Source organism: Photorhabdus caribbeanensis (assembly GCF_018448885.1).
GTDB lineage: Bacteria > Pseudomonadota > Gammaproteobacteria > Enterobacterales > Enterobacteriaceae > Photorhabdus > Photorhabdus caribbeanensis.
Map to the genome: position 1 here is coordinate 37,529 of NZ_RCWB01000030.1, position 26,288 is coordinate 63,816.

The 26,288-nt window shown below is 40.4% G+C and carries 22 protein-coding genes; 4 read left to right on the forward strand and 18 right to left on the reverse strand.

Features of this window, described 5'->3' with window-relative positions:
• Positions 1-123: 123 nt before the first annotated feature.
• The 6 genes from EAE90_RS17725 to EAE90_RS17750 form a co-directional block, all read right to left on the reverse strand.
• Complete coding sequence (locus EAE90_RS17725) at positions 124-1,875, reverse strand: carbamoyltransferase family protein (RefSeq protein WP_214054583.1); 1,752 nt, start codon at positions 1,873-1,875, stop codon at positions 124-126.
• 89 nt (positions 1,876-1,964) lie between these two features.
• Positions 1,965-3,149, reverse strand: coding sequence for a beta-ketoacyl synthase N-terminal-like domain-containing protein (locus tag EAE90_RS17730; protein ID WP_214054584.1), 1,185 nt, complete (start codon positions 3,147-3,149; stop codon positions 1,965-1,967).
• Positions 3,139-3,888: an ApeI family dehydratase gene (locus tag EAE90_RS17735; protein WP_214054585.1), complete on the reverse strand. Its 750-nt coding sequence runs from the start codon at positions 3,886-3,888 to the stop codon at positions 3,139-3,141. Before EAE90_RS17735 ends, EAE90_RS17730 begins: the two co-directional genes overlap by 11 nt.
• Positions 3,878-4,738 carry a hypothetical protein gene (locus EAE90_RS17740; protein WP_214054586.1) on the reverse strand — a complete coding sequence of 287 codons (861 nt, stop codon included), beginning with the start codon at positions 4,736-4,738 and terminating at the stop codon, positions 3,878-3,880. Before EAE90_RS17740 ends, EAE90_RS17735 begins: the two co-directional genes overlap by 11 nt.
• Positions 4,739-4,799: 61 nt before the next feature.
• Positions 4,800-5,048 (reverse strand): acyl carrier protein, encoded by a 249-nt coding sequence (locus EAE90_RS17745; protein WP_049581814.1) that lies wholly within the window; start codon positions 5,046-5,048, stop codon positions 4,800-4,802.
• Between the two features lie 390 nt (positions 5,049-5,438).
• A complete protein-coding gene (locus EAE90_RS17750; RefSeq protein WP_214054587.1) occupies positions 5,439-6,131 on the reverse strand; it encodes an SDR family NAD(P)-dependent oxidoreductase in 693 nt (230 codons plus the stop codon).
• 729 nt (positions 6,132-6,860) lie between these two features.
• Between EAE90_RS17750 and dauA the strand changes: the two genes are divergently transcribed.
• Positions 6,861-8,600 (forward strand): C4-dicarboxylic acid transporter DauA, encoded by a 1,740-nt coding sequence (gene dauA, locus EAE90_RS17755; RefSeq protein WP_214054588.1) that lies wholly within the window; start codon positions 6,861-6,863, stop codon positions 8,598-8,600.
• Between the two features lie 143 nt (positions 8,601-8,743).
• Here the strand turns inward: dauA and kdsA are convergent, their stop codons facing one another.
• From kdsA to hemA, 5 genes are all read right to left on the reverse strand, one after another.
• Positions 8,744-9,598 carry a 3-deoxy-8-phosphooctulonate synthase gene (kdsA, locus tag EAE90_RS17760; RefSeq protein ID WP_214054589.1) on the reverse strand — a complete coding sequence of 285 codons (855 nt, stop codon included), beginning with the start codon at positions 9,596-9,598 and terminating at the stop codon, positions 8,744-8,746.
• A gap of 96 nt (positions 9,599-9,694) precedes the next feature.
• Entirely contained in the window at positions 9,695-10,504 is an 810-nt protein-coding gene (sirB1, locus tag EAE90_RS17765) for an invasion regulator SirB1 (protein WP_214054590.1), read from the reverse strand.
• Complete coding sequence (gene prmC / locus EAE90_RS17770) at positions 10,488-11,336, reverse strand: peptide chain release factor N(5)-glutamine methyltransferase (RefSeq protein ID WP_214054591.1); 849 nt, start codon at positions 11,334-11,336, stop codon at positions 10,488-10,490. The genes sirB1 and prmC overlap by 17 nt, the downstream gene beginning before the upstream one ends.
• Positions 11,336-12,418, reverse strand: a complete 1,083-nt coding sequence (prfA, locus tag EAE90_RS17775) for a peptide chain release factor 1 (protein ID WP_214054592.1) — start codon at positions 12,416-12,418, stop codon at positions 11,336-11,338. The genes prmC and prfA overlap by 1 nt, the downstream gene beginning before the upstream one ends.
• A 31-nt stretch (positions 12,419-12,449) precedes the next feature.
• Positions 12,450-13,712: a glutamyl-tRNA reductase gene (gene hemA / locus EAE90_RS17780; protein ID WP_214054593.1), complete on the reverse strand. Its 1,263-nt coding sequence runs from the start codon at positions 13,710-13,712 to the stop codon at positions 12,450-12,452.
• A gap of 252 nt (positions 13,713-13,964) precedes the next feature.
• Here hemA and lolB point away from each other — a divergent pair, with 252 nt between their 5' ends.
• From lolB to prs, 3 genes are all read left to right on the forward strand, one after another.
• Complete coding sequence (gene lolB / locus EAE90_RS17785; RefSeq protein ID WP_214054594.1) at positions 13,965-14,588, forward strand: lipoprotein insertase outer membrane protein LolB; 624 nt, start codon at positions 13,965-13,967, stop codon at positions 14,586-14,588.
• Entirely contained in the window at positions 14,588-15,463 is an 876-nt protein-coding gene (gene ispE, locus EAE90_RS17790; protein ID WP_214054595.1) for a 4-(cytidine 5'-diphospho)-2-C-methyl-D-erythritol kinase, read from the forward strand. Before lolB ends, ispE begins: the two co-directional genes overlap by 1 nt.
• A gap of 64 nt (positions 15,464-15,527) precedes the next feature.
• On the forward strand, positions 15,528-16,475 hold the full coding sequence (prs, locus tag EAE90_RS17795) for a ribose-phosphate diphosphokinase (protein ID WP_214054596.1): 948 nt from the start codon (positions 15,528-15,530) through the stop codon (positions 16,473-16,475).
• A gap of 126 nt (positions 16,476-16,601) precedes the next feature.
• Here prs and ychH read toward each other — a convergent pair whose 3' ends face one another.
• The 7 genes from ychH to EAE90_RS17830 form a co-directional block, all read right to left on the reverse strand.
• Positions 16,602-16,877 carry a stress-induced protein YchH gene (ychH, locus tag EAE90_RS17800; protein WP_214054597.1) on the reverse strand — a complete coding sequence of 92 codons (276 nt, stop codon included), beginning with the start codon at positions 16,875-16,877 and terminating at the stop codon, positions 16,602-16,604.
• Between the two features lie 445 nt (positions 16,878-17,322).
• Positions 17,323-18,291 carry an Ig-like domain-containing protein gene (locus tag EAE90_RS17805; RefSeq protein WP_214054598.1) on the reverse strand — a complete coding sequence of 323 codons (969 nt, stop codon included), beginning with the start codon at positions 18,289-18,291 and terminating at the stop codon, positions 17,323-17,325.
• Positions 18,292-18,508: 217 nt separating this feature from the next.
• Positions 18,509-19,834: a hypothetical protein gene (locus tag EAE90_RS17810; RefSeq protein ID WP_214054599.1), complete on the reverse strand. Its 1,326-nt coding sequence runs from the start codon at positions 19,832-19,834 to the stop codon at positions 18,509-18,511.
• A complete protein-coding gene (locus tag EAE90_RS17815; RefSeq protein WP_214054600.1) occupies positions 19,831-20,517 on the reverse strand; it encodes a hypothetical protein in 687 nt (228 codons plus the stop codon). Before EAE90_RS17815 ends, EAE90_RS17810 begins: the two co-directional genes overlap by 4 nt.
• An 83-nt stretch (positions 20,518-20,600) precedes the next feature.
• Positions 20,601-22,121 carry a hypothetical protein gene (locus tag EAE90_RS17820; protein WP_214054601.1) on the reverse strand — a complete coding sequence of 507 codons (1,521 nt, stop codon included), beginning with the start codon at positions 22,119-22,121 and terminating at the stop codon, positions 20,601-20,603.
• A 369-nt stretch (positions 22,122-22,490) separates the two neighbouring features.
• A complete protein-coding gene (locus EAE90_RS17825) occupies positions 22,491-23,993 on the reverse strand; it encodes a hypothetical protein (RefSeq protein WP_214054602.1) in 1,503 nt (500 codons plus the stop codon).
• A 404-nt stretch (positions 23,994-24,397) separates the two neighbouring features.
• A complete protein-coding gene (locus EAE90_RS17830; RefSeq protein WP_214054603.1) occupies positions 24,398-25,900 on the reverse strand; it encodes a hypothetical protein in 1,503 nt (500 codons plus the stop codon).
• Positions 25,901-26,288: the final 388 nt, after the last annotated feature.

A 26,288-nucleotide genomic window follows, 5' to 3' on the forward strand; every position in this document is an offset into this window, starting at 1 on the left:
CATATAGAAAGGATGTGTTTCTATATCATCAAATATCATCTCCAGACATTTTTCTCAGATGATAAAGAAACACATTTGAGCCCAAAATCAATTAACTGATATTTTAATCAGGATGCTAACAGGTTATTCTTTCCATACGACAAACCCCTCAATATAAAGCTTGTCCAGTGAAGTTTTCAAAAACGTCTCTACTGCAACCTCTGGCGACATAATAAGCGGCTGTCCCCTAACGTTAAATGAAGTATTCACCAGACAGCCATAACCCGTTTTCTTCTGTACCTCTTTCAATAATCGCCAAAAAGTTGCGTTGAGAGCACGTTCAACAAGTTGAATACGCGCCGTTCCATCAGCATGGACAATACCGGATACCGGCTCCATCATGTCTGGTTTTACTTTGGCGGTGCAAAGCATATATCGAGTCGGCATTAAATTACGTGTCTCAAAAATAGTGTCGCAATCCTCATCTAAAATTGCCGGAGCAAATGGACGGAAAGCTTCACGGAATTTCACGGTGCTATTAATTCTATCCTTTATTCTTTCACCTGCCGGCAGAGCTAAAATCGAACGGTTGCCAAGTGCTCTTGGGCCAAATTCCATTCGATCATGGAACCAGGCAATGATTTTATCTTCTGCGATATCTTGAGCCGCAGCAGCAAAATACTCATCATTCAATCCCAAATAACGCCATTTCATGCCTGCATTGCCACCATGTCGAAATAATACATTACGGACTTCATCGGTGGAGAAACGAGGACCGAGATAAGGATTAAAGCAAGGATCTGCGCCATTGTGGTATCCACCAGCGACAAAAAGCGCTGCGCCCAAGGCTGAACCATCATCACCTGATGCCGGTTGAACAAAGACGTTTTCCACACCATCAAGCTGACAAAGGGCTTGATTTGCTTTGCAGTTTAAGAACGATCCTCCAGCAAAGCAGAGTGATGTTTCACCGGTCTTTTGCAACCAATAGGTCACTAGCTGTTTCAGCAATAGTGTGAATTTCTCCTGTAATCCGGCAGCAAAATCTTGATGAACATCCAGCAAAGAGTCATCTTCATTTCTCGGCATCAAACCAAACATATCGCTCAGTTGTGCCATTGCAGCGGGAAAACCATATTCCGCATTATCAAATGCTTGCGGTAGCCAGTTTATTTGTATCGTTCCGCTCTCTGCATCGAATCGAGCCAATTTATTGAAAATATCGCGATATCGCTCAGGATTACCATACGCGGCAAGTCCCATGACTTTATATTCATCACTATTAAATACAAAGCCAAGGAACCGGGTACAGATAGAATAAAATGAGCCTAATGAAGAACTAATTGGCTGGCTGTACAATTTCTGGAATTGCTGGTCTTTAGCAAGATAAACACTCAGGGATTCTATTTCACCCATACCGTCTGAAATGACACACAATGCAGACGGGAAGCCACTGGGATAAAAAGTTGACGCCGCATGAGCCAGATGATGATCTACCCCCTGAAAACGTGATTCAATATTCTGCCACCCCTCGGAAGCCAACGCATCAATCACGGTTTTTCCACTAAAAACCTCTTCAAACATTTTCTGATTCGACATGAAAAAACGGCGATATTTATCATAGTTAAAACCGTGGGCAATAACCTCTATATCATCTTGCGTAAGACCGGCTTCCGCTAAACAGTAGTTAATGGCATTAGCAGGAAACCGGCCGGTTCCTTTTTCTCCAGTAAAGCGCTCTTCCGCAGCCGCTGCAACAATTTTCCCATTAACTATCACACAGGCCGCACTATCGACGCCCTGACAAATGCGCTCGTCTAATTTACCTATACCTGGGTAATTTTCTCGCATAAAATGTTGAGAATTGGGAAGGCCACTGATACCTAATATAATCATTTTCTTCACCTCCAAATTGTTATTTTTCTTTCATAAGAATTAGACTATGCGCTGCTTTACACTGATAGCCCATTTTGCATTACGAGGAATCAAGTCACCTTGCCAAATAAAGTGATGGCATTATTACCACCAAAACCAAATGCATTATTTTGTATATATTTTAAATTATTCTTCATCTCCATTTGACGAGTGATTAAATTAAATTGATATTCAAAATCCTCCGGTAAGATATTTGTTGGCGGCATAATTTGATCTCTCAAAGATAAGCAAGCACTGACCGCGCCAATTGCTCCCGCTGTCGCCATCATATGCCCAATAGTGCCTTTAATTGCTGAAACCGCCGAATTGGGGAAATATTCAGAAAATATCGATGCTTCTACTGCATCATTAGCCTTAGTTCCAGTACCGTGTGCATATATACCATCTATATCTCCAGCTTCCACTCCTGCCAAATCTAATAATTTTTTATGGCACTGAGTGACACTGTTAATATCAGGGTTGGTTGGATGTAATGCGTCATTATTACTGGCAGTAGCAATCAATTCAGCATAAGGCGATTGATATTCGCCAATGTGTTTTCTATTCTGCAACACCAAGAAAGCGGCACCCTCAGATATCGTAATAAAGCGCCTTAATTTCGAAAATGGACGACACTGTTCCGCACCTAATGCATTAAGCATGTAAAAACCTGACCACACCTTTTTTGAAAAGGCGTCTCCGCCGCCAATGACGGATGTTGAGACAATGCCCGCATTCATCATGCGTAGTGCTGTTTCAAGCGCAATATTTGCTGACGCACAAGTATTATGGATCGTCATGGAAGGCCCGAATGAACCAATTGCACGGGCAACATTATCGGAAACAGCATGACTCGAATAGATATTGGCATGCCAATTTACCGGTATACCTTCAACTAATTGATCAAGAATATCCGCCTCAGCTTCATTATTACCCACACAGACTAAAGCATTACGCAATTCAGCACACCCAGGCTGTAATCCTGCATCCGCTATCGCCTGAAGTGCGGCATCGACAGCATACAAAGAAGAATCAGGAACCTGTGCGCCAGTACATTTCGGCGCTCTGGCTTTTATATCCAGACGCCGTTCAGCCGAAATTCTTCCAGAGATAAAATTTGGCTTCAAAGAAGGATAAATCGGTTCCAGTCGAGTAAAATTTGACTCGCCAGCACATAAATTTTTCCAATAACTTTCGACGTCTATACCAATTGGAGTAACGACGCCAAGACCTGTAATATATATTTTATCCAACATCGTTCTCCTTCTTCTTAATTGATACTGCGTCAGTTATCCAAAGTAATTTTTCCCCGTCACGATATGCCCTGGCATCCCAACACATTATTGAGCCAAATCGAGTTACTTTGGTTTCAATAAACACAGGAGAATTAATATGTTCAATATCAGGATTAAAGGCCAACTCACCAAATTTGGCAAAAACATAATCGCCTGCGGTTGAAATACTCTGTTGTTGACGCTGCAAAATTAATGCTAAATTCCCCATTGCCTCGACAAGAATAATCAAAGGGAAATAGTGATATTTTTGCAAATAAGCCGCTTCACCGCGCAATGATTTCATATCCAGGCTGCAATTCGCTCTGTTTAATCCATCATTAACATAGACTATTTTCGGCAAAAACCAAAATTCGGGTTCACGCAATGATGGTGATAATAGAGAAGATGCGTAAAAAATTTTTTTACTTTCACCTCTCGCATCTTTACCAGAATAATTCAGGAGAAAAGAAAAACAGCATTGCTCCGATACCATTGCAGAAATTTTATTTTCCTCTTGGCGGTATTGGATATTTTCATCAGGACGTATAAATTGATGAAAAAATAGATTTCTTAAACTGATAAAATCGGCAGATGTATCAGCCATCTCTTTACAGAAAGCGGCGACTGGCAAGATCCCTGGAACAACAGGATTACCGGGAAAATGATATTTGAATATTTCATCTTGAGATGAAAAAACATGGTTAATACGATTAATCATCATTGTGTATAACCCTTACGCCTGAAGCATTCATGTTATCGATTACAATAAATACAACAGCATCTCCTTGTTTACTGTGTTTAATCGCTCCCATAAACTCATGAAACAGAAAAGCGCTGTTATATTGTTGATATTCAATTGCGTTATTATCTTTAACAACATGAATTAATGCGTCATTCTGATCCAACGTATTGTATGTAAATATCTTCGTATCCGGTGATAAAATATCACACCGTTTTTTTATCTCTTCCGCTGTTAATCCAAAGAAAAAATCTGCTGTAAATTGTTTTCCACTCAATAACGTTGTACACATCACACCAGAGGATACTGACTTCTGATTGCTAATTTTCTTTCGTATATCATCAAGTGCTTCTGTGCAATAAACATCACCGAAAAAGAGGTAGCTGGCACCTACTGATCTATTATGCAAATTAAGCAATGCTTGCATGAATACCATTACTGGGGTTTTACTGCCTGCATTTAATGTACAATTTCCTCCCGTCACCTTCTTATCAATGTTAATAAAGGTTGAAGCTGAACTGGTGGTAGCATAAGGGAATTGTTGAGCAGATACCGTTTTATCATTGTTCATGACCTGCCGCTGAAAACGAAGCATCGCTTCAAGGTTGCCATATTCTGTACCCACAATTACCGATTCATTTTCTGCATTTCGATCTTCTGCAATAAACTGATTCGCCAAGTAGGTACAAATGCGGCTAAAATCGTCACGAAAACGATCACCTTTATTGCTTACAAATTCAGAAATATCAGCAGGAAGAGAAAATTCCCCCTCTCTCTCATTCCGAAATATATTCGGGTAAATAGCTAAATTTCCCACGTTAAAAGTTAACATTTTCCCTCAACTTATTATTTGAAAAATAGAGAGTTTTCAATTATTGATTAAGTTAACCCGGTCATTGCAGGTTATTTTTTATTTCCTCCCATAACTCACCTACAGTTTGAATACGGGCAAGCGCATCTTCAGAAATCTCTTTGCCAAAGGTTCGCTCAACTGACAAAATGACATCAATTAACTTTAATGAGTCAATACCGAGATCACTCTTCAACAATTTATTCGACGTTATTTTAAAATCAGAGTCTAACTCAGCAACATTCACCAAAATACTCGCTAATTCTTCATTAACCATATCAATATTATCCATATCACATCCCCAATGATGTCTATTCAAATCTAATGGTTTAAAGATCTATTTATACCAAGTATATAAATTTCCCTGAATCGTTTCCCCCGTACATACATCGAAAAACGCACTCCGATTAACTGTCAGCAACAATTATGCCTACTGGGGTAGACTCTCATTTACCCAGGGAAATAATTCAAACCGATATAAAAACAGAGATATCTGATAATCAGTTTCGGCTCCTATTCCAAATAGCGTAACCAAAATTGGAATAATAACCAATAACCTTTTCTCATTAAAGCGATTGGCAACATTAGGCCAGGTGAAGAAATACATTTATCATAAATCCAACCCGATATTCCAGCTAATTGATGAAAACATGATTGTAGATCACGATTTATGATATTGTTATTAACCACATAATCCCCCATCAATGCAAAGAGATGTCCCTGTGATATAGGTTGATGTACTCAATATCCCCACACAAAAACTGGCAATTTCATCAACATCTGCCATTCGTTTTAATGCGGTGCTTCTGGCGAATTCCATCTTCTTTTCTGGAGAAATATGACGCAACATACCACCATCAACATATCCCGGCATTACAGTGTAAGCCCTAACATTAAAACGACCGTAGTCATTAGAGATATTTTTTACCAATGCATTCATGGCTGCTTTCGAACAAGAATAAGCAGTGGCGCCTGTCTCCCCACGTAAACTTGCTGTAGAAGAAACAAATTGCATCACGCCATTACGATTCTTCATAAAATGCGGCAGCAAATATTTTGCTACTCTTGCGGCACCGAACAAATTGACATTAAAAACATCATGCCAACCCTCAATATCCTGAGCATGCAATAAGCCATCCAATGACATTGCCGGCGTATAGATAACCGCATCAATACATTTCATCTTCTCAATTGCTATGCTAATGGCTTCTCTCACGCTGTTATCCGACATAACATCTAAATGAATTTCTTCATTCCGCGGTTTGCGTGAAGTACCTAATACTTCATAGCCGCTCGCAACCGCATGCCGACAAATTGCATCCCCAATTTCACTTGATGAGCCAATAATAAGTATCTTGCTGTTATATTTATGCATTTAAATATTCCTACCTTATCTAAAAGTTATTTTCCAACAGTAATCCCTACTTTAAAATAAAGCATTCAGAATAAATATCATCTAAACAAGAAAACATTTTTAACTTATATTCTTTTAACAAATATATTTTTAGCTTACCTATTTTCAACTCATTTAATCCATCTAATTCTATGAGTCACCCTAAATAATAGGAGGAGTTCTTATGCCTGTCAAATTATTAATCTAATATTTAAGCGATATCAAAGCATTGGTTAAATTGCACCCAGAAATTAAATGAAAACCATCATGCGTAAAAATATCCAACATAGCTAATTTAATCCACTCATAATCAATACATGTGGTGAATGCATAATTAATTATTTAATTTCCTAACAATAACAATTAAAAATTAATTCTGTTAATTTATTATAAAGATAAAACATTATAATTAATAGAATGAACATATAGCTTCAAGTTTAAAAATATTAATTAAATTATTTATGAAGTTAATTCAATAATATTCACTAATAAGAATAGAGACTTAATAGAATCGGTTTCAGCCTATTTTATGGTGATAAGAGCACTATTCTCCCTTTTACTTTTCACTTTCCTGACGTTAAGCTATTAACATTAAGTTTGATCTATAGCGCTATCGCTTTGAACTAAAAGCACTATTTTTACAATTCGGTTTGCAATTTGGTTGTAACAACCTTATTGCTTTTTCCCTCTATATTTTTGGTTTATGCACAGATGAAAACTCGTAGAATGAACGGCATACGGCCGTTTAGTGCTGTAATTGATGCTTGCTGGAAAGATCCCTACTCTTTTACTCGTTTAACTAAAGATATTATTGCCGGTATTACTGTCGGTATTATCGCCATTCCGCTCGCTATGGCGCTAGCAATCGGGAGTGGTGTCCCGCCGCAATATGGGCTTTACACCGCCGCTATCGCCGGGATGGTAATCGCGATAACCGGCGGCTCACGCTATAGTGTTTCCGGCCCTACCGCCGCCTTCGTTGTTATTCTTTATCCAGTCTCTCAACAATTTGGCTTGAGCGGTTTGCTCATTGCAACATTAATGTCAGGCATTATTTTGCTGGTGATGGGATTAGCCCGCTTTGGTAAATTGATCGAGTATATTCCTCTCCCCGTCACTCTCGGTTTTACTTCTGGAATCGCGATTACTATCGCAACCATGCAAGTAAAAGATTTTTTTGGTCTGCAATTGGAACATATGCCAGAGAATTATATCTATAAGGTTGCAGCACTGTTTCAAGCGCTGCCAACGCTGTATTTGAGTGATACGCTGATTGGTTTGACAACGCTTGTCGTTCTGATTTATTGGCCTAAGCTTGGGCTGAAATTACCCGGGCATCTTCCCGCCCTCATTGCAGGAACTGCTGTAATGGGGCTCATGAACTTATTCGGTCAACATGCTGCTACCATTGGTTCTGAATTCAGTTATATATTGAACGACGGTACACAAGGGCAAGGCATTCCCCCCATTCTGCCGCAACTTGTTTTACCGTGGCATTTACCTGATATGGGTTCACCTCAAATTGATATAAGTTGGGCAACGGTTTCAGCACTATTACCCGCCGCCTTTTCAATGGCAATGTTAGGTGCCATTGAATCACTGCTTTGCGCCGTGGTTTTAGATGGTATGACCGGTAAAAAGCATCACTCAAACAGTGAATTGATTGGTCAAGGATTAGGAAATATTGTCGTGCCATTTTTCGGTGGTATTACGGCCACCGCCGCAATCGCCCGTTCAGCCGCCAATATCAGAGCTGGCGCAACATCGCCGGTTTCAGCTATTGTTCACTCTCTGCTCGTGTTATTGACTTTACTGGCACTGGCCCCCATGCTCTCCTATCTTCCTCTAGCCGCCATGTCTGCCTTGTTGCTCATGGTCGCCTGGAATATGAGCGAAATACATAAAGTTATCGACCTCATGCGCCGTGCGCCAAAGGATGACATTATTGTGCTGGTACTTTGTATGTCGCTCACCGTACTGTTTGATATGATCATTGCTATTACGATTGGTATCGTATTAGCTTCACTGCTGTTTATGCGTCGAATCGCCAATATGACTCGCATCAGTCAATTGCCACAAACCAATGTCGATAAAGGTCTGCTAGTTGTTCGTATCAATGGCCCACTATTCTTTGCCGCCGCTGAACGTATCTTCACCGAATTAAAGGAAAAAAGCGTCAGCTATCAAACAATTCTTATGCAGTGGGATGCCGTTCCTGTGCTGGATGCCGGTGGGTTGCACGCTTTTCAACGCTTTATTGATGAAGTGGGTAAGGATAAATATATTGCTGTTTGTGATATTCCATTCCAACCTTTAAAAACACTGGCCAGAGCTAAGATCCAATTGGTTGAAAATCACCTTAGCTTCCATACGACATTGCCACGAGCAATGGAAGAATTAAATTTCAATGGCAAAATGGATAACGGAAATTACCAGATAAAAGCTTGCTAGCTCTGTTGCCAATAACTCTTTTTCCAATCACTTTTTTTCTCATAGCTCTTTTTCTCATGATTAATTGGCGCTGTAAACCAGCGCCAAATCTATTCATCACCAAATCCCTTCATCATTTGATGTCATAACATCAAAAAGCCATTTTATTTACTGGTATCCAGTTGAGGGAAACTTTTCACCACTTCATCAATTGCTTTCATCTGGCTCAAGAATGGCTCAAGTTTTGCCAACGGCAATGCTGATGGACCATCACACATCGCATTCGTAGGATCAGGATGGGCTTCTAGGAACAGGCCAGCAATACCGACTGCCATTCCCGCACGCGCCAGTTCAGCAACCTGAGCACGACGGCCACCGGACGCCGCCCCAAATGGATCGCGGCATTGGAGTGAATGGGTGACATCAAAAATTACCGGATGCCCCCCCGTTGCCTGAGCCATAACATTGAAGCCCAACATATCCACCACCAAATTGTCATAACCAAAGTTGCTGCCACGGTCACACAAGATCACCTGATCGTTGCCGCCTTCTTTGAATTTTTCCACAATGTTCCCCATCTGACCTGGGCTGATAAACTGGGGTTTTTTGACGTTTATCACCGCGCCGGTACGCGCCATCGCCTCAACTAAGTCAGTCTGACGCGCCAAAAATGCAGGCAGTTGGATGACATCAACCACTTCCGCCACCGGCTGTGCCTGTGCCGGTTCATGCACGTCAGTGATGATTCTCACACCGAAAGTTTGTTTCAGCTCCTGAAAAATCTTCATTCCCTCTTCCAGACCAGGGCCGCGGTAAGAGTGAATGGATGATCGGTTTGCTTTATCAAAGGAGGCTTTGAAAACATAAGGAATGCCCAATTTTTGTGTCACTGTGACATAGTGCTCACAAATACTCATGGCCAAATCCCGTGACTCAAGGACATTCATACCACCAAAGAGAACAAACGGTAGATCATTAGCGACCTTGATATCACCAATATGAACCACTTTCTGTTGCATACTTATACCTTCCGTTAGGGACTAATAAATTAATGAAATAAATCAGTGCAAAACAATATTTCAATGCAAAGCAATATTTCAATGTAAAACAATATTTCAATGTAAAACAATGCCTTGCTGCTTAATGGCGTATATTTGCATTCTGACCATTTCTGCCACCGGGTCCTCCGGGCAGTGCTCCACAAAATAATTTAAATCAGAAACCGCAATATGGTTACAATCAAGTTCCGCATAAATCAGCCCCCTATCACGTATTTCATAGGGGTTATCGGGATCAAATATCAGCACCGCTTCACTCGTCTTCAATGCCAATTCCATCTGCCCTTCGTCCATCAATGCGACTTTTATCGTATCCAGCACTTTACGTACAATGCTGGCATTATCAGCTCCTTGCAAATCATCTGCTGCTAATTTAGCTGTCTGGCTAATATTACCCTTAAGCCAGATATCGAGCACATATTCACTTAGCTCCTCACCATTGATTGGATTAATAAACTTGACTGTTTTATCTGGATAATCAACACGCAAAATCAATTGTGTTGGAAAAATAACCGGCATAATCGGCAGTTCTAAAGCCTGAGCAATATGAATAAGAATTGCCCCTAAAACAACAGAGGAACCTCGGCGGGTTTGCAGTACTTTATCCAGCCATAATGTATCTGACAGGCAATAAACACCACTAGCCCCGCCGAATTTCCAAGTTTGATAAAAAAGCCTCAGTAATTTTTCCAGTCGTTCTTCTATATTTAACTGCGAAGATATTTCACGTCTGGCTTCATCAATCAATGTCTGAAGCTGCATCTCCACTGAATGCTGAGGAAAATCAGAACGAAGGGTTCTGGAAATTAACAGGATACCGCTACTTAAAGATGCGTTATTAAATTCATAATCAGCTATGGCTTTCATCACTTTCCCACTGACCCAGAGTTATTCGCTCATTACCGCCATAATCCCGAAAAGTGGCTACCTGCCGATAACCACTCTCAGAAAACAGGCTTCTTACAACATTTCCCTGTTTCCAACCATGCTCCAATAATAACCATCCACCAGGCAACAAAAAACGGCGAGATAGATCAATAATGGTATTCAGATCAGCCATTCCCTGTTGCGCCGCAATTAATGCACTATCCGGCTCAAACCGAACATCACCTTGAGAGAGATGTGGATCGGTTTCATCTATGTAAGGCGGATTACTAACAATCATACCAAACTGTTGATTATTCAACGAAGAGAACCAATCGCTTAATAAAAAATCCACATTTTGTATTTTGAGTTTTTCAGCATTGCCCTGCGCTAGCATGACCGCATCAGGATTGATATCAACCCCGGTAATCTGACAATCAGGACGCTCACTGGCGATTGCCAGCGCAATTGCGCCGGTTCCCGTTCCCAAATCCAAAATGCGGCAAGGTGTCAGCGATAGCCGTGCAAGCGCCTTTTCTACCAGACATTCCGTGTCAGGACGCGGGATTAACGTGGCAGGAGAAACATTTAATGGCAACGACCAGAATTCACGCTCACCTGTAATGTAGGCAATAGGTTCACCTTTCACCCGGCGAGCAAGTAACGCCTCAAGCTGGCTGAACTGCTCCGAAGTTAGCTGCGTTTCCCCGAATGCCAATAGGTAAGTCCGGGAATGGCGAGTGACAAACCCCAACAAAATTTCTGCATCTCGTTTAGGACTACCACTTGCCGATAACTGTATTGTGGCCTGTTTAAGCCAAGATTGATAATCCATCAATCTTGCTCTGACAAAGCAGATAATAGATCAGCCTGATATTCATTAACGATCGGCTGAACAAGCATATCCAATTTGCCTTCCATCACTTCATCAAGACGGTATAACGTCAAGTTAATACGATGATCCGTTACTCTCCCTTGGGGAAAATTGTAAGTGCGGTTGCGATCTGAACGATCACCGGAACCTAATAAGTTACGACGCTCAGAAGCCTCAGCTTCTTGACGCTTACGAACTTCCGCCGCATGAATACGCGCAGCCAATACGGACATCGCTTTTGCTTTGTTTTTATGCTGAGAACGCTCATCCTGACACTCAACCACAATACCGGTTGGAATATGAGTGATACGGATAGCGGAATCTGTGGTATTAACGTGCTGACCGCCCGCCCCAGATGAACGAAACGTATCAATACGCAAATCATTTGGGCTGATATCAGGCAACTCAGCTTCTGGGACCTCCGGCAAAACCGCAACGGTACAAGCAGAAGTGTGAATCCGCCCTTGGGATTCAGTTTCCGGCACCCGCTGAACACGATGACCGCCCGATTCAAATTTTAAATGGCCATAAACCTGCTCACCGGAAACTTTAGCAATAATTTCCTTGTAGCCACCATGCTCGCCATCATTAGCACTGATAACCTCAACTTTCCAACGACGGGATTCAGCATAACGGCTATACATACGAAACAGATCCCCGGCGAAAATAGCCGCTTCATCACCACCGGTTCCGGCACGTACTTCGAGAAAACAGTTACGTTCATCATCAGGATCTTTCGGCAACAATAACAATTGTAGTTGCTGCTCTAACTCTTCATTGCGGACCTTAGCGTCCCTGATCTCTTCCTGTGCCATTTCCCGCATTTCAGGGTCATCAAGCATTATTTCGGCTGCTTTAAGATCATCCTGAACCGCACGCCAGTCCTTAAAACAGCTCGTCACATCAGTCAGTTGAGCATATTCCCGTGACAAAGCACGAAAACGTTCCTGATCAGCAATCACATCGGCATCACCGAGATGAGCCAAAACTTCCTCGTGACGTTCTTGCAATGCTTCCAATTTAGCAACAATAGAAGGCTTCATTCTTGGTTTCAGACCCTATTCCGAGATATGGTTAATTATGTTCCAGCCCCAGGCTGTCACGTAATAAATTAAGGCGCTCCAGATCACCATTGCTGGCGGCTTGCTGGAGTGATTTGGTAGGAGCATGTATCAGACGGTTCACCAATTGATGAGTCAATTGATTAACGGCCTGTTCTACGTCAGCTCCCTGATTGATAGCAGTCAGTGCCTTAGCTGTCATTTCGGCCCGCACTCGCTCTGCCTGATTACGATACTCACGGATTGAATTTACGGCGCCCTGCGAACGCAACCAGTCCATAAAATAACGGCTTTCCTGCTGAACAATACATTCAGCCTGAACTGCCGCCGCTTTGCGCTGCGCAAGATTCTGCTGAATAATTGCTTGTAAATCGTCAACACTATAGAGATAAACGTTATCCAGTCTCTCTACATCAGGCTCTATATCACGGGGAACCGCAATGTCAACAAGCAACATCGGTTGGTTACGACGTAACTTTAAGGCACGTTCAACCATCCCTTTACCAATAATCGGCAAAGGACTGGCAGTCGAGCTGATAACAATATCCGCTTCTGCTAAACGTGTGTCAATTTCAGGCAAGGTGATCACTTCCGCCTGAACTTCATTAGCCAACACTTGTGCCTTCTCTTTCGTCCTGTTAGCAATCATCATATGGTGCACGCGATGCTCTTTCAAATGACGAGCCGCCAGTTCAATCGTTTCTCCGGCGCCTACCAACAAAATATTTAGTTCAGAAAGTGATTCAAAAATCTGCCGCGCCAGGGTACAAGCGGCAAATGCAACGGAAACCGCATTTGAACCGATCTCTGTTTCCGTTCTTATACGCTTAGCAACAGAAAATGATTTCTGAAACAGTCGCTCCAGTTCACGCGATAAAGAGTGGCTGTGTTGCGACTCGGCAAATGCTTTCTTCACTTGCCCAAGAATCTGAGGTTCTCCAAGCACCAACGAGTCCAGCCCACTCGCCACTCTCATTAAGTGGCTGACAGCTTCATTATCACAATGCCAGTAAATACTGGATCTTAGATCTCTGGGATTTAGCTGATGGTATCCACACAACCAGTCAATTAACTGCTCATACAGATTATCTTGCTGTTCTACGCTGAGATAAAGCTCCGTACGATTACACGTTGACAATACAACCCCCCCTTTCACCAGGGGATGCTGGAGGAGGTTATCAAGCGCTTCCCCAATCGTGCCCGGAGAAAAAGTCACCCGTTCACGCAGGGATACAGGAGCCGTTTTATGGTTAATACCAAGTGCTAACAAAGTCATATCAACTTCATTGAGTTATCAGCAGGGGGACGGTTCATCGTAAGAAACATTCTATAATTGATGAAATCATCACCCTTAATAAGGACTCTTATAAACTGTGCATTCTACTTGATACCTCAGAGCAATAAAAGACAATCAGCAGTGTCTGATATCATTATTCAGAACATTTTTTTGAAATTTAACTGGATTAATACCTCATTCTTCATTATTAAGTGACGTAAAAGTTTTCACGTTATTAAACCGAGATTGCCGATGAAACCAATACAGAAATTATCACTATTCCGTCTATTGCCACTCTCTTGTGTACTGTTGACCGCCTGTACATTAACGCAACCTGGCGGAACGGGTTCGGCAGACTCTCCCCAATGGCGAACACGTACCCAACAGCTACAGCAATTAAATCAATACCAAACGCGAGGCTCTTTTGCCTATCTGTCTAATGAGAAAAAAGTTTATGCCCGCTTTTTCTGGCAACAATATCATCCTGAACGCTACCGTTTATTACTGACTAACCCGCTAGGCAGCACTGAATTAGAACTAATCGTTCAGCCTGGCATGACACAATTAACTGATAGCCAAGGTAAAAAATATTTTAGTGATAACCCCGAAGAGATAATTTATCGGCTCACCAATATGGATATTCCATTAGATAATTTGCGGCATTGGATAACCGGTCTCCCCGGTGACGCCAAAAACTTTAAACTGGATGCTAACTATCTATTGAAAACCGTCAATTACCAGCAAAATGGCGCGACATGGCAGGTTAATTATCAATCCTACGATACCTCAACAACCCCCGCCCTTCCCAATCGCCTGGAACTGATTCAAGGGGATCGTCGCATCAAATTGAAAATGGATAACTGGACCACAAAATAATGACATTAACTTGGCCTTCGCCGGCAAAACTTAATCTATTTCTCTATATCACCGGTCGTCGCGCTGATGGTTATCATCAGCTGCAAACGCTATTTCAATTTCTTGATTATGGTGATGAAATTACCATTATCCCTCGTCAGGACAATGAAATCCGTTTACTAACACCGGTAGAGGGGGTGGAACACGATAACAATCTGATCGTTCGCGCCGCACGTCTATTACAATCCTACAGCGATAAACACCATACCGGGATTGCCCATAAAGGCGCTGATATCCATATCAACAAACGTCTGCCAATGGGCGGTGGATTAGGCGGAGGTTCATCCAATGCCGCTACCGTACTCATTGCCCTGAATTATCATTGGCAAACCGGTTTGACAGACGAAACACTGGCAACCCTTGGCGTGAGTCTTGGCGCTGACGTGCCGGTCTTTGTCAAAGGACACGCCGCATTTGCAGAAGGTATTGGTGAAATTCTGCACATAGCCGAGCCGGCAGAAAAATGGTATCTGGTTGCACACCCCGGTATTGAAATCTCAACTCTGCGCGTCTTCACAGATCCGGAATTAAAACGTGATACGCCAATTCGCCCTCTAGCCGCATTATTAAAGGCTCCGTACGTAAATGATTGTGAATCTCTTGTAAGAAAACGTTTTCGTAAGGTTGAACAGCTTCTTTCATGGCTGCTAGAATACGCGCCGTCACGCCTGACCGGAACCGGTGCCTGTGTATTCGGTGAGTTTGAATCAGAAGCATCGGCCCGTAAGGTGTTAAATCAAGCCCCTGAGTGGTTGCAGGGTTTTGTTGCGCGTGGCGTTAACAATTCACCTTTGCACAGTTTTCGCTCTGGGATACCCGTGTTATTGAACCAATGAATAAATATTTGTTATTTACATTGGTCAACAATATCTCTCTGGACGCAAGCCTGAGGTCTTTCTCGTGCCCGATATGAAGCTTTTTGCTGGTAACGCTATTCCTGAACTAGCACAACGTGTTGCCAACCGCCTGTACACCAACCTTGGAGACGCGGCTGTCGGCCGTTTCAGCGATGGTGAAGTCAGCGTGCAAGTTAATGAAAATGTGCGTGGTGGTGATATTTTCATCATCCAGTCCACTTGTGCACCGACTAACGACAATTTAATGGAATTAGTCGTTATGGTTGATGCACTGCGTCGTGCTTCCGCAGGACGTATTACCGCAGTAATCCCTTATTTCGGTTATGCTCGTCAGGACCGTCGAGTCCGTTCAGCCCGTGTGCCAATTACCGCCAAAGTTGTTGCGGATTTCCTGTCCAGCGTTGGTGTAGACCGCGTACTGACCGTTGACCTGCATGCTGAGCAGATCCAAGGGTTCTTCGATGTTCCGGTTGATAACGTATTTGGCAGCCCAATTCTGCTGGAAGATATGTTACAGAAAGAGTTGGAAAACCCTATCGTTGTTTCCCCGGATATTGGCGGGGTTGTCCGCGCTCGTGCTATCGCTAAGCTGCTGAATGATACCGATATGGCCATCATCGATAAACGTCGGCCACGCGCTAACGTTTCTCAAGTGATGCATATTATCGGTGATGTCGCTGGCCGCGATTGTGTGCTGGTTGATGACATGATTGATACCGGCGGCACCTTATGCAAAGCGGCGGAAGCATTGAAAGAACGCGGAGCAAAACGGGTATTTGCCTATGCTACTCACCCGATTTTCTCCGGCAATGCTGTGGACAACATTAAAAACTCGGTGATTGATGAAGTGGTTGTCTGTGACACCATCCCATTGTCTTCTGAGATCAAGGCGCTCAATAAAGTTCGTACTCTCACTTTGTCCGGTATGTTAGCTGAAGCGATCCGGCGTATCAGCAATGAAGAGTCAATTTCTGCAATGTTTGAGCACTAATAAATAAGTTGTACTCATAATATTGCTATTTAAGAAAAAACCCGTTGTACAAGAGATTCAACGGGTTTTTTGCTTATCTGGAATATACTTTTCCATTAGCACAAACTATAACTAACTCTATTGTTGTTATGGATACCGATGATCACTACGACGATAACGCTCATCATAGTTTCTTAACCACCAATAACGATCTGCCACACCTTCCCGGCCTCCCACACCGGCGCCAGCTAACCAAACAAGCGCACCAATAAAAACACCCAATAGCGCTGCTTCAGATAAAAACTCAGGCCAGCCAAAACCGAAGATGTGAGGCAGTAATGTATAAGCCAGGCTACTCACTATGGTGAACATACCGACGCCCATTAATACATTACCGACTATGAAAGCACTTTGACGTTTCATATGTTACCTCCAACACTCTTCGTGAATACACACTCTCCGTGAACACTAAGAACCTATAATTCAAAAGTTAACGTTAATTGACTCGATATAACTATAAAGCTTATTTATAGTATAGCCCTATTTCACAAAAGGTCATTGCGGGCGCGATCACAACTAAAGGAGATTTAATAGCAACGCCCTAATCATTGTAAGAAATAACATGAAGAAATAATGAGTTAGTAGCCTGAACTTCACTTAAAGAAAAGTTCAGGTTTTTAACTAAATATTGATATATAACAATGATAGTTGTGAAATTCCATCCAGGTTATATATTTTTAATCAATGATTCCTACCGGGATAATAAAAATCATCTTATTTTCACACTGCATGATAACGGCTAAAAACAGGGGGTTTGTCTAATTTTTCAATGTGTAACCATCAATCAGCATCCCCAAATATCCAACGCCTAATATAGCCCTGGGGTTAATTCTATCCACGTTTGAGAATATACCCGCCCATCAATACAACTTATATACACCGATGCGGATTCATTCATGGGAGGTACATGATTATGAGGCGAATACCCCCGAGTATAAGAAGAAGAAACTCTAAAGCTAAAATAGCCATCTTTATCGGTAGTCATATGTTTGTCTTGATCACTCAATGACAGATAAAATCCCATAGATACTGATATAGTTACATTAGGTTCACCTACGCCATTCTTATATAAATATCCAGCTATAATACCGCTTGAAAATGAAGACAGAACAGCCGGAGATTTTCCAATCTTTAACTGATATGGATTATACGTGAAACACATAGCTATAGCCTTTGCAACATCTCCCGCTTGTGCCATTAGCATCACTTCACCAGCACTATTAGATTGTATTGACACCGTTATTTTACCCTCTTTATCTGTCATACCCGACGACGGAACTACTGTTGCCCCACTATCTGCATAGAAGGTTATTTTTTGGTTTTTCATTCCGTTACCAAACCGATCATGTGCCGTTACAACTACCTTATTCTCATCGGTACTATTAGTCCATGCATTATTTTTTTCTAAGTCAAGATTAAGCGCTGCCACCACTTGGGGAGCAACAGTAAACTCGACCTGTAGAGGAGGGGCTGCTATTTGAGTATCATCTTCCAAGCAAGCATATACATTCCCTCGACATGGAGTTAAATCAGTAGAGATTATTTCAACTGATACCTTACCCAGAACTCCTGTACCTTTGATAATTTTACGATCATTATTCTCTTTAAATACCATAGATTGATTATCTAACGTGAAAATTATATTCGCCCCTTGCAATAAATAACCATCCTGGATTGCGCTTACACCGATATCTATCGGTTTATCCGCAGTTTCCGTTTTTTCACTTGATAGCCAATTTAATGTTTTAGCCTCTTTTGGTGCTTGTTCGTCATTCATTTCATTCTCCTAATTTATCACTATCATGTATATTTATATACCGAATGAACTTCAAGATGCTTGAGCCGTCAGACATAAAAACATTTAAACTCAACAACATAATCGTTTTTCAAACATGCACTTTGAAGTATCTTGAGTATATATGTCATCATCGATTTAAAATTAAAAAAATAATTTCAAGTTGATAACATTATACTAATTAACAATATTCCTTACGCTAAACAAAAGGAAAGTGTTTAAAATTAATAGAAAATTGAATCGACTTATCAGTATCGGGTAAACTTATTATCACATTATTTTTTTCTGCTTTGGTATTAGTTATATGGAAAGTTGTACAACCATCTTTACTAATCGCAACCTGCAACTCTCTTTCATTATCACCATAACCTGAAATTATCGCGGAGCCATCAGTACGAACAAGTAATCTTTTACCGGAATAGACAGTACGGTCCACAATCACATAACCACTACAAACACTTACACCATCAGCAGGTACTTCCGAGGTAAATGCATAAGCTTCGCAAATATCTTTTCCATCTCTCCAATCGCTGAATATTGCCTGCCCTACACCCGGAGTTATAGTTCCATCCTCCGCAGAAACAGTACAGCGAAAACTACCCGTTTCCTCAGATTGCAAATGGAAATAAGCCAGCCCGAAACTATTAGGGGCAAACTGATATTTTGCCCCACCCCCTTCAACAATACTTCCTGATTCAACACTGGCCGATAATCTCTTTCCTGGCGGCCCATAAACCACAGCTAAATTTTTCGGGTTTATTCTGGGATATTCATTAGATACCATCGGCGCGCCTTCACTAATTGATATCATGGCAGATGACATATCCATTAATGACAATATCACTGAACCTGGAGCAGAACTATTATTACCAACCTCATAATACCCTGTTCCCATGCCCTCTTGCCCCAAACAAAGCACATTTTCCGCCGGCACCACTAAAGAAACATAACCCTGCTTAACATCCTCATCACTGACTGTTATTGGTTGTGCATCCCAGGCGGCCCTCGCAATCGGCTCATAGTCAAAATTATGCCCTTGCCAGTGGAATATGACGCTATCGCCTTTCCGCATCTGCTGATAACTAATATGCACATTTAACCCATGATGTTGTTTAAGAGATGAATAGTGAATCACGCCAGATGTTGAATCTGGATAAATTGATGGTAATAATTTTATCGATGGGGAATTAATAATTTTAATAACAGCCGGTTTAGAGAAATTTTCATTCTCGAAATCATCGGCTGATGTATAAGTCACATTATAGCAACCATCCGGTATTTCAGAGAACGGAATAGTTACAGTAAAAAAATCAAGATTAACATTCTGAATATAATAGGGCCGAGAAAATATTCCCCCAACATTTACCACGATCATATTCCCGATTCTTAGCCACTCATGATAAGGTACTTTGATAATTAAATCTTGGTTCTGTTGAACAGAAACATCAATCAGGCCATCGTGATCTGCTTGCGGCAATTCTGGCGACGATAAAGAAATAAATGTATTGTCGTTATTGGTAATCATATTTCACCTCCCATTGGAGTCGGTCTGAACGATAAAACAAAATTGACTTTATCGCCTGAATCTGAATCAGGCGCTGTTAGCCAAACATTAACTTTACCTACTGTGTTGCTAATCACATTCACTGTCGCACTACCATCCTCCTTTAATGGAATATCTGCCCAATCTTTATTATAACCATCGATGAGGGCATTATTATTCACTCTTATACGGATTTGATTAATATCATCATTATGTTCACGATCAATAAAAAGATATATCGAGCAAGGCGTCTCCCCATCTGCCGGAGCGCCTGTAGTATAATTATAGGCGGTAAATACTATAGCTTCATCAGACTGACGATAATTACCAAAAGTAAGCGGAAAAGACATTACTTTATTGATATCCTCTTGCGGGGCAATCACCACAAAAGCCGAAAATTCTTCGCTATTTTTAATATTTTTATGTTCAAACGGAGAACGAACATAAAAATGTCCTTTTCCAGTCTCATCTAACGTCAATATGATCTGATCTAGATTAATGTTATCGTCTACAATGAAAGCACCGATAGATGTCGTAGCATAGAATTTATGCCCAGGCAAACCATATATAGTCACAATATTTTGAGGGTTAAGATTAGGATAATTGGTTAAATCACTTTTTGCCGCGTTTTCTGTGATAATCACACTTGATATGCCGTTATTCATACTGTCACCATTAACTCCATGATTTATTAATTGAAAATAAAATGATAACGCTTAATAAAATATTAAAGCTCAATCGGTTAAATTTACTGTCCGGGAAGAACCGTATCAATGCGTCCATACCAAATCTTAGAGTCCTTTGTGTTTTCACTATATTTCATGCCTACATTATAAGTGATATAAACTGCTCCTGGCGCACCATCACTATACGAATCTACATTAGTAAAAGGCGCTTGACCAAGCTGAATAATCGCCTCCCCAGCCGCCACTTCGTCGGCAGTTACCATATGAGGATCAAGAGAATAAAGTTTCGAAAATGGATTCTCATTTACAATGCCGTTAACGTAAACATGTACCTTGATAACACTATTTACCACTATTCCATGATTTTTACCCACAACAATATGAGCATCCAGTCCCCCGCCTAAAATAGTTTCAAGATTGATTCTGACTTTCTGCCCAAGTTCCTCCTGATCTTTATGAGTGAAAATTCTGGGTACCTCTAATGTACGCTCAATTTCAGGTGGCACATTCGGTACTGCCTTTGTCAAATTAAAATAGCGGACAGATGACTTAGTTGTTTTCCCCGTCTTATCAGTTACATAATAATATAACTGATTATCGCCAACACTTGGAATACTGGCATACGGAACTAAAATAAACGGCTTATCCAACTGGCACAACTCAGTGATTACCGCAGACTGGCTTTTTGTTTCCTTATCACCTTCTCTAATTATTAAGAAAATTTGATCCAGTGATTTAGCAGATTCATAGAATGGGATAATCACATTAAAACCCGTTCTCCTATTTCCTAGCGGTGGTGTTAATTTATCACCAGTCAACTCTGCAATATTTGGAGCCGGAAGCGTTGGATGAATATTCTCTGTAATCATCAAAATGCTTGATGAAGCATTTTTTAAAACATATGGCAGTTTTGTCAACATATTCACCGAGTAACTTCCCTCAGATTTCTTAGGGAAAACTTTTAAAGCAACAAAACCACGACTATCCGTATTAATATAATATTGACAATTATCTTTTTCACTAATAAAAGGTAATATTTCTGCCGTAATTCCTTCTCCATCATACCCAAAAATACGTACTGCCCTATCAGTTACCAGAGGAATTTGAAAATAGGGAAGCGGATCATTCGTTTTATTCAACGCATACATATTAATGAGCAGGCTGCCATTGAATGATGAAGGTCGCTCATTATCTTCTGCCGGAGAGAAATCTTTTACCCACGAATCGCCAATAATTATAGGGGTAAATCCTTCGTATGAAAAACCATTTTCATCAATAGGATGAAATGCTATTTCTAATTTAGCATCAGAGTCCGTAGCCTTATCCATTGAAAACATTATGGTGAAATCACTGGCACCAGAGTAAGCAGTAACAACAAATTTTGCAGTGCAGGTATTCTCTTCTATATCTCTTGAAATACGGCGGTTCCTGTCAAAATAGGCACCTCCTGTGTGATTGTACATGATGTCAGTCGTTTCCGTTACTTTATGGGTATCATCACCTGAATAAGTCACAGTAATGACAACTGGGCATTCCTCTAAAACCGTTATTCCTGAAACAATATCTGCTGTCAATGTCGACATATTAAACCTCATATTAAAGTTAAACACCAATAATGCGTTTATACAACGATGCTGACTACCTAATTACCTCCTTTCTACTTCTCACATAAATAAATTATTTACTTTAGCCGTTAATATAATAACAATAAATCCCTACTCGAAGCATAAGCTTTATATCCAAGTATACTATATACAGCCATAATATCTCTTGGGTTAAAATTACAGTAATTGTTAAATCACTTTTCGCCATGTTTGCCGTTATTCATACTGTCACCATTAACTCCATGATTTATTAATTGAAAATAAAATAATAACGTTTAAGAAAATATTACAGTTATGCAATAAATAAATCGCCAGTTCACAAACAAGGAAAAGCTCAATCAGTTAAATTTACTGTCCAGGAAGAACCGTATCAATGAGTCCATACCAAATCTTAGAGTTCTTTATGCCTACACTGTAAGTGATATAAACCGAGCCTGGCGTACCATCACGATATGAATCTACATCAGTAAAAGGTGCTTGACCAAGAGGAATAATAACCTCCCCAGCCGCCATTTCGTCGGCAGTTACAGTATGAGGATCAAGAGAATAAATTTTTGAAGATGGATGCTCATTTACAGTACCGTTAACGTAAATGTCTACCTTAATAACTCTATTTATCTCTATTCCGTAATTTTCACCCACAGCAATATGCGCATCCAACCCTCCCCCTTGAATAATTAGATAATTGATTTTGCCTTGCTGTCCAAGTTCTAAATGACATTGGTGAGTAAAAATTCTAGCTACAGATAATGTACGCTCAATCTCAGGTGGCACATTCGGGATTGCCTTTGTCAAATTAAAATAGAGGGCAGATGACATCGTTGTTTTCCCCGTTTTATCAGTTACATAATAATACAACTCATTATCGCCAGCACTTGGAATACTGGCATACGGAACTAAAATCAACGAATTATCCAACTGACACAACTCAGTGATTATCGCAGACCGGATTTTTGTTTCTTTATCACCTTCTCTAATTATTAAGAAAATTTGATCCAGTGGTTCCGCACCTGCATAAAATGGGATAGTCACATTAAAACCTGTACTGCTATTTCCTGGAGGTGGTGTTAATTTATCACCATCCAATCCTTCAATATCTGGCGCTGGAAGCGTTGGAGCAATATCTTCTGTAATCATCAAAATGCTTGATGAAGCGTTTTTCAAAAAAGATGGCAGTTTTGTGAACATATTCACCGAGTAACTCCCCTCAGATTTCTTAGGGAAAACTCTTAAGGCAACAAAACCATTATTATTTGTATTAATATAATATTGATAATTATCTTTTTCACTAATAAAAGGCGATATTCCTGTCGTAAGTTGTTCTCCATCATACCCAAAAATACGTACTGGCTTATCCGTTACCAGAGGAATTTGAAAATAGGGAAGCGGATCATTTGTCTTATTCAACGCATAGATATTAATGAGCAGGCTGCCATTGAATGATGAAGGTCTCTCATTATCTTCCGCCGGAGAGAAATCTTTTACCCACGAATCGCCAATAATTATAGGGGTAAACCCTGCGTGTGAAAAACCATTTTCATCAATAGGATGAAACACAATCTCCAATTTAGCATCAGGGTCCGTAGCCTTATCTATTGAAAATATTATGGTGAAATCACTGGCACCGGAATGAGCAGTCACAACAAATTTTGCAGTACAGGTATTTCTCTTAATATCACTTGAAATACTGTGATGACAATCAAAGTTGGTATTTTCTGGGTGACTATACACTATGTCAGTCGTTTCCGTGACTTTATGGGTATCATCACCTGAATAAGTCACAGTAATGACAACTGGGCATCTTTCTAAAATTGTTATTCCTGAAACGATATCTGCTGTAAGTGTCGACATATTAAACCTCATATTAAAGTTAAACACCAATAAGTAAAAAGCGCCAATAATGCGTTTACACCACGATGCTTACCATCTATTACCCCCTCGCTAATTCTCACATAAATAAATTATTTACTTTAGCCGTTACTGTAATAACAATAAATTCCCACTCAAAGCATAAGCCTTATATCCAAGTATACTATATACAGCCATAATATCTCTGGGGTTAAGATTACGGTAATTGTTAAATCACTTTTCACCATGTTTGCTATTATTCATACTGTCATCATTAACTCCATGATTCATTGGTTGAAAATAACCCACAATAAAAAATCGCTAGTTTACAAATAAAAAACATGTCCGGGGAAATGGAAAACGCTTACGCATTTTCCATAAACAGGTAAAATCTCAATCAGTTAAATTTATTGTCCGGGGGGAACCGTATCAATGCGTCCAAACCAAATCTTGGAGTTCTTTATATTTACACTATAAGTGACATAAACTAATCCTGGTCCATCATCATACGAGTCCACACCGGTAAAAGGTGCCTGACCAAGCAGAATAATAGCCTCTCCTGCCGCCACTTCTTCGGCAGTTACCATATGAGGTTCAAGAGAATAAATTTTTGAAGATGGACTATGATTGACAATACCATTAACGTAAATACGCACATTGATAATACTATCCACATCTATTCCATTTTTTTTACCCACAGCAATACGCGCATCCAGCCCTCCCCCTAAAATTTTTACAAGATTGATCTTACCCCGCTGTTTAAGTTCACTCTGATCTTTATGAGTGAAAATTCTAGGTGCCGCTAATGTACGCCTAATCTCTGGTGGTTGATTCGGTACTGACTTCGTTAAATTAAAATAGAGGGCAGATGACATAGTTATATTTCCCGTTGTATCAGCCATATAATAATATAATTCATTATCGCCAGTATTTGGAACACTGGCATATGGAACTGAAATAAACGGACTATCCAACTGATTCAGATCAGTAATGACAGCAGACACACTTGGCGTTTCATCATTATCTTCTCTGATCATTAAGAAAATTCTATCTCTCAGTTTAACACTTTCATAAAATGGGATACTCACATGAAAACCTGTACTGCTATTTCCTACTGATGGTGTTAAGCTATCACCGTCCAACTCTTCAATATCTGGCATTTCAAGGGTTGGATTAATGTCTTCTGTAATAAACAGAATATTTGATGAAGATTTCCTTAAAAAATCCTGCAACTCTGTAAACATATTGACTATGTAGTTACTACCCTCCCCTCTACTGGGGAAAATTCTTAAGGCAGCAAAACCTCTACTATCCGTATTAATGTAATATTTATTCCTATTGAATCCTCTAATAAAAGGCAGTATTTCTGTTGTAAGTTGACCTCTACCATCTTCAAAAATACGCACTAGCTTATCAGTTACCAGAGGAATTTGAAAATAAGGTAACGGATCATCTGTTTTATTCAGCGCATATATATTAACAAGCAGGCTGCCGTTAAACTCAGAAGGTAGCTCATCATCCGCTGCCGGAAATAAGTCTTTTACCAGCGAATCGCCAATAATCACAGGTTCAAACGCTGCATGAGAAAAACCATTTTTATCAATAGGATGAAATACTATCTCTAATTTAGCATTGGGGTCCGTAGTATTATCCATTGAGAATTCTATGGTGAAATCACTGGCACCGTAATTAGCAGTAACAACAAATTTTGCAGTACAGATATTCTTCTTGACATCCCTTGAAATATAGTAGTTACAATCAAAACTGGTATTCTCTGGGATACTGTGCACTATATCAGTCATTTCCGTTACTTTATGAGTCTCATCACCTGAATAAGTCACAGTGATAACAACTGGGCACGCTTCTAAAACCGTTATTCCTGAAACAATATCTGCTGTAAGTTTCGACATATTAAACCTCATATTAAAGTTAAATATCAATAAGCAATAGGCGTCTAATTTCTATCAAAATAACGCGCTCCCACAACGATACTGACTACCTATTATCTCCTTCCTGTTTCTCACACAAATAAACTATTTACTTTAGCTGCTACTGTAATAACAATAAACCCACCACTCAGAGCATAGCTTTATATCCAAGTACACCCTATATAGTCACCCTATTTTTGGGGTCAAGATTAGGGTAATTGTTAAATCACTTTTCGCCATGCATGTCATTATTCATACTGCATCCATTAACTCCATGATTTATTGTTGAAGATAAAAAAACTTAATAAATAAGCAATATGTCCTGGAAAATGGAAAACGCTTACACATTTTCCATAAACAGATAAAATCT

Excerpts from the sequence above, each read along its gene's own strand:
- EAE90_RS17725 (WP_214054583.1), bottom strand. The coding sequence starts at position 1,875 with ATGATTATATTAGGTATCAGTGGCCTTCCCAATTCTCAACATTTTATG.
- EAE90_RS17730 (WP_214054584.1), bottom strand. The coding sequence starts at position 3,149 with ATGTTGGATAAAATATATATTACAGGTCTTGGCGTCGTTACTCCAATT.
- EAE90_RS17735 (WP_214054585.1), bottom strand. The coding sequence starts at position 3,888 with ATGATGATTAATCGTATTAACCATGTTTTTTCATCTCAAGATGAAATA.
- EAE90_RS17740 (WP_214054586.1), bottom strand. The coding sequence starts at position 4,738 with ATGTTAACTTTTAACGTGGGAAATTTAGCTATTTACCCGAATATATTT.
- EAE90_RS17745 (WP_049581814.1), bottom strand. The coding sequence starts at position 5,048 with ATGGATAATATTGATATGGTTAATGAAGAATTAGCGAGTATTTTGGTG.
- EAE90_RS17750 (WP_214054587.1), bottom strand. The coding sequence starts at position 6,131 with ATGCATAAATATAACAGCAAGATACTTATTATTGGCTCATCAAGTGAA.
- dauA (WP_214054588.1), top strand. The coding sequence starts at position 6,861 with ATGAAAACTCGTAGAATGAACGGCATACGGCCGTTTAGTGCTGTAATT.
- kdsA (WP_214054589.1), bottom strand. The coding sequence starts at position 9,598 with ATGCAACAGAAAGTGGTTCATATTGGTGATATCAAGGTCGCTAATGAT.
- sirB1 (WP_214054590.1), bottom strand. The coding sequence starts at position 10,504 with ATGAAAGCCATAGCTGATTATGAATTTAATAACGCATCTTTAAGTAGC.
- prmC (WP_214054591.1), bottom strand. The coding sequence starts at position 11,336 with ATGGATTATCAATCTTGGCTTAAACAGGCCACAATACAGTTATCGGCA.
- prfA (WP_214054592.1), bottom strand. The coding sequence starts at position 12,418 with ATGAAGCCTTCTATTGTTGCTAAATTGGAAGCATTGCAAGAACGTCAC.
- hemA (WP_214054593.1), bottom strand. The coding sequence starts at position 13,712 with ATGACTTTGTTAGCACTTGGTATTAACCATAAAACGGCTCCTGTATCC.
- lolB (WP_214054594.1), top strand. The coding sequence starts at position 13,965 with ATGAAACCAATACAGAAATTATCACTATTCCGTCTATTGCCACTCTCT.
- ispE (WP_214054595.1), top strand. The coding sequence starts at position 14,588 with ATGACATTAACTTGGCCTTCGCCGGCAAAACTTAATCTATTTCTCTAT.
- ychH (WP_214054597.1), bottom strand. The coding sequence starts at position 16,877 with ATGAAACGTCAAAGTGCTTTCATAGTCGGTAATGTATTAATGGGCGTC.
- EAE90_RS17805 (WP_214054598.1), bottom strand. The coding sequence starts at position 18,291 with ATGAATGACGAACAAGCACCAAAAGAGGCTAAAACATTAAATTGGCTA.
- EAE90_RS17810 (WP_214054599.1), bottom strand. The coding sequence starts at position 19,834 with ATGATTACCAATAACGACAATACATTTATTTCTTTATCGTCGCCAGAA.
- EAE90_RS17815 (WP_214054600.1), bottom strand. The coding sequence starts at position 20,517 with ATGAATAACGGCATATCAAGTGTGATTATCACAGAAAACGCGGCAAAA.
- EAE90_RS17820 (WP_214054601.1), bottom strand. The coding sequence starts at position 22,121 with ATGTCGACATTGACAGCAGATATTGTTTCAGGAATAACGGTTTTAGAG.
- EAE90_RS17825 (WP_214054602.1), bottom strand. The coding sequence starts at position 23,993 with ATGTCGACACTTACAGCAGATATCGTTTCAGGAATAACAATTTTAGAA.
- EAE90_RS17830 (WP_214054603.1), bottom strand. The coding sequence starts at position 25,900 with ATGTCGAAACTTACAGCAGATATTGTTTCAGGAATAACGGTTTTAGAA.